Below are 4,723 nucleotides of genomic sequence, written 5' to 3' on the forward strand. Positions count from 1 at the left end.
GTGATTGAACATTCTCATGGACGATTACACTTCGTAAAATTTCGTACCGTTCGATTAGTTTTATAAAGCTTTGTTCGAGAATATCAAGATGGACATTCCCCTTGCTTATAAAGGATTTTTGCTCAAAATAGGTCGTTGAATGTTCATCTAACAGAGAATGGAATAACATTCCTTCCTGCATTGGTGTCAATGGGTAAATATCTTGAATGGTTGCAGAATGGTAGTATTTCGTTAGTTCCGCTAGTTCTTCTAACGTCAAACTCTGGTCTGCATAATCTGAGGGTGTTAATTCTGTGGTGGTTTGTTTTTGACAGTGTTCAATGATTTGTAGTAAGTAGCTCTTATATGATGCGGCTACCATCTTCATTGTACTTTCATAATATTTCTTACTATTGTAAGTAAATGTAAACCCTAATTGGCGCTCTATAATTGATCCATTAATGTCTATATCAAATAAATTTTCAGCATTGGGACTGATTGGTTCACCACCAGATAAGTTCGACAACGAAAAGACGTCATTTTTTATTTTTTCATCAAATTGGCCAAGGTAATTAAAGCTTATCTGAGGGGTAGCCTTTCCGTTTACTCGTTTCTCATCCAATAAATACCTACATATTCCATAACCAATTCCTTTATTTGGTATATGTCTTAATGTCTCTTTTATATTTTTTATGGTATAATCCAATGTTTTCTCTTTATCCACTTCCAATAAAACAGGATAGTGTGTGGTGAACCACCCTATCGTTCTAGAAATATTTATATCCCCTTCAAGCATTTCCCTCCCGTGTCCTTCCAAATTAATCATCAACTTGTTTTCCGAGGTCCAATCGTGAATAGCCAACCCTAAAGCAGTCAATAAAATGTCATTAACCTCTGTATTATAGGCTTTATTTGTGTTTTGCAATAATTTCAAGGTTTCTTCTTGACTTAATAAAATTTCAATACAGTTATTATTTTTTAACTTATTGCTTTCTTCACTATAGTTAAAGTCTACCGGTAATAACTTGATATCTGCTTGATCAATTTTAGCCCAGTAATCTAGTTCTTCTTGTAATAAATTCCCTTGCGCTTGCTGCTCAAGATACATACCCCATTCTTGGAAAGAATTAGTCTTTTTCTGGAAGGCTATCTCTTTTTCTTGACTAACTTGATGGTAGCCTTCTGTAAAATCTTCTAACAGAATTCTCCATGAAACTCCGTCTATCACTAAATGGTGAATCACAAAAAGTAAATGGTCCCCTTCATTCGTTTGAAATAATGCTACGTTAACAAGTGGGCCGTTTTCAATATCTAGCCCACGCTGAATCATTTGACTACATACTTCTATTTCTCTCTGATGATCTTCTACAAAACGATAATTAAATACTTGAAAATCGAACAGCTTATCTTCCGTACTCTTTCGAATGATTTGTTTTACGCCGTTCGGATCAAATTGGTATACCATTCGTAGGGCATCATGATGCTTGGTGATTGCCGTTAAAACTTCCCTGACGATATCTTCCTGAAAGCCTTCTTTACGATGAATCATCACCGATTGATTCCAATGATGGCTATCTGTAAAGTTGTGTTCAAAAAACATCTTTTGAATTGGAATTAGCGGTGCTTCTCCAATCACTTCTTCCTGATTTACAGAAGATGCATGGACAAATACCTTCGCAATCAATTTTCTAATCGTGCTAGATTGAAAAATATCTTTAACATCTAGTAGATAATGATGCTTTTGTAATTTTGATATAATTCGAATAGCATTGATAGAATCTCCACCTAATTCGAAGAAATTATCATGGACACCAATTTTTTCTATTCCTAATACATCAGACCATATCCTTACAAATATTTCTTCCGCTTCCGTTTGCGGTGCTACATATTCACTTTCAATATGCAAATTTAGTTCACGTAATGCCTTTCTATCTACTTTTCCATTTCTTGTTAAAGGCATACGCTCTATCTGAAACAGATAGGATGGTATCATGTAATATGGCAGTAGCTCTTCTAAATAATCTCGTATATCTTGCGTGTCAAGCTGACTTCTACCAACATAATAACCGACAAGTGATTTCTGATTTTCTTCATCTTCTTTAACCAATACGACTACTTCGTTAATCTCTGGATGACTAATTAAATTATTTTCAATTTCACCAATTTCAATACGATAACCTCTAATTTTTACTTGATTATCCTTTCTACCATAAAATTCAATAATGCCGTCATTTCGCCAACGGGCAATATCCCCAGTTTTGTACATTCTTTCATTTGATCGAAAAGGAGATTTGACGAATTTTTTAGAAGTTAAGTCCGGTCTATTTAAATAACCACGAGCTACACCTTCACCAGCAATCCATAAATCACCTGATATACCGATTGGTACAGGCTTAAGATCCCCATCTAATATATATACACTCGTATTTTGAATAGGGTATCCGATAGGAAGAGACTTTTCTTTTCTACTTTTTCTTATATATCTATATTCAATGCATCCCACTGTTGCTTCTGTTGGACCATATTCATTAATAATTTCTACCTTTCCATTAAACTTTTGAAAAATACGATCAGCCAATTGATAGGATAATTCTTCACCACCAACCACAAATGCTGTAATACCAATGTGGTCTATATCTAGATCGTTAATTACACTTAAGTGTGCAGGCGTTAATTTCATCATATCTACCTTATCTTCTACTATCTTCGTAAATGCATATGGATCATCGTTATGATAAACGTGAACCTTATTACCTGATAATAAAGGAACGTAGATCGATGTGATGGTTAAATCGAATGAAATGGACGTAAACAATGGAAAGTCTCCAGCACCATTTGTAAGATATTTTTGTTGACAATAGCTTATATAATTAATTAAAGAGTTATGTTCAATCATTACCCCCTTAGGGTTTCCAGTAGTTCCAGATGTATAAATTACATATGCTAAGTTATTCGGAGTAACGGTAATTTCCAAGTTATCTTTACTATTACTATCAAAACTCCACTTAGGCAAATCCATGAAGTCAACAGTTGTATGGATTTCTTCCATCAGATGGTCAGTAGAAATAATAGTTACTGTATTAGAATTCTTCAACATGTATTCTTTTCTACTTTTTGGAAGGGTTATATCTATAGGTAAGTAAGCTCCTCCTGCTTTTAAAACACCTAAAATAGCAATAATTAGCTCAATAGAAGGTGGGAGCATAATTGCAACAATTGATTCGGCTTTTACACCATTGTTTCGTAAAAATCTAGCTAGTTGATTAGCATTTTCATTCAATTCTTGATAGGTTAATGAATTGTTTTTATATTGTACTGCAATGTTAAAAGGATTTTTTTTGACTTGATTTTCAAATAGCTCCGGCACTGTTTTATCTTTTGGAAAATGTGTCTGTGTATGATTAAATCCATAGAGTAACTGATACTCTTCCCTTTCAGATAAAAGAGATATGTCCTGTACACATTGATCTAAATTATTTGCAATACTATTAAGAACTCTAATATATCGTTCTCCGAATAACCTGATAGATTTTTCATCATAAAGCTGTGCATTATAATAAAAGCTTATAGAATATTCTTTGGAGTCTATTTTATTAATACATATAGAGAGTTGGTTTGTATCGGAATTGATTATATAGTCAATAGACTCTTGTCCATGCAAAGCATCCATACTGATACTAATCGGAGTTATATCCATTACACTGATACCGCTTTGCATTTTTTTTAGTAGCATTTCTAGATCCGCATACTGATTGTCATATGCCTGAAATAACCTTTCTTGTGTATCTTTAAGTAGTTGCTTATTAGAAGATTCATTTGCAACACAGTTAACCAGTGGCAACAGCCTATTTTTTATGGATTTACTATCTTTTACTTCTCCTATATATGTTGGAATCCCAATTATGCTTTCTTCATTGCCATTATATTTAAATAATTGAATATTCAGCCCTGTCAGCATAACTAGATACAGCAGTAAATCATTTTCGTTAGTGATACCATTTATTTTGTTGATTAATGCTTTGTCCATTGTAATGGTATGTTCGTTTTTTTGATAGTTGGCTTTTGAAAAATAATCATGTGGAATTGTCCCTGGTTCGATATCCAATAGGTTTAGGCTCTTCCAATATTCATTTGATCTTTCTAATCGTTCATTCACGTGTACAGCATCATCACTTTTTAGCATACAGCTCACATCCTTCCACTTATCCATATTCGAACTAAACAGACGAGTACGAATATGGATAGATCATTTTGTATCTTGCTAAAATGTAAATGTCGTACTTCTCAGTTTTTTTACTTCATTATCTATTTCTTCGATGTTTCTCTTCTCCTCATGATTCAATACATTGATGTGTTCTATTTTACTATTTCCACTATTCAACACCGCTTCAAGGATTACTTTGAAATCTTTGATTGCTCTTTCCATGAATTCTTTTTTAAACAGTGCAATAGAATATTCAAAACTCATTTGAATAGTATTGCTTATCTCTAGGACTTTTAATGATAAATCAAATTTAGAGATCGTGTTGCTTATCGCTTTTTGCTTTATCTGGAGGTGATCCAAGTCAATTCTATCTGTACTAATATCAATATTAGTCATGTCAAACAGCACATCGAACAAAGGATTTCGACCAGGATTTCGTTTTACATCGATTTCTTTTATTAACTCTTCAAGCTGATAGTTCTGATTGTCATAAGCTTGCAATGAGTTTTCTTTCACTTCCTTCAAAAATTCACTAAATGT

General features: G+C 33.3%; 2 protein-coding genes. Both read right to left on the reverse strand.

Going from position 1 to position 4,723, the window contains the following annotated elements:
- Nucleotides 1-4,162: amino acid adenylation domain-containing protein (locus tag Q1A47_RS19970; protein ID WP_299632730.1), on the reverse strand; the 4,162-nt coding region annotated here is incomplete at its 3' end.
- Between the two features lie 78 nt (nt 4,163-4,240).
- Nucleotides 4,241-4,723: condensation domain-containing protein (locus Q1A47_RS19975; protein ID WP_299632731.1), on the reverse strand; the 483-nt coding region annotated here is incomplete at its 5' end.

Origin of the sequence: uncultured Virgibacillus sp. (genome assembly GCF_947495635.1) — a bacterium.
GTDB classification, from domain to species: Bacteria; Bacillota; Bacilli; order Bacillales; family Amphibacillaceae; genus Virgibacillus; species Virgibacillus salarius.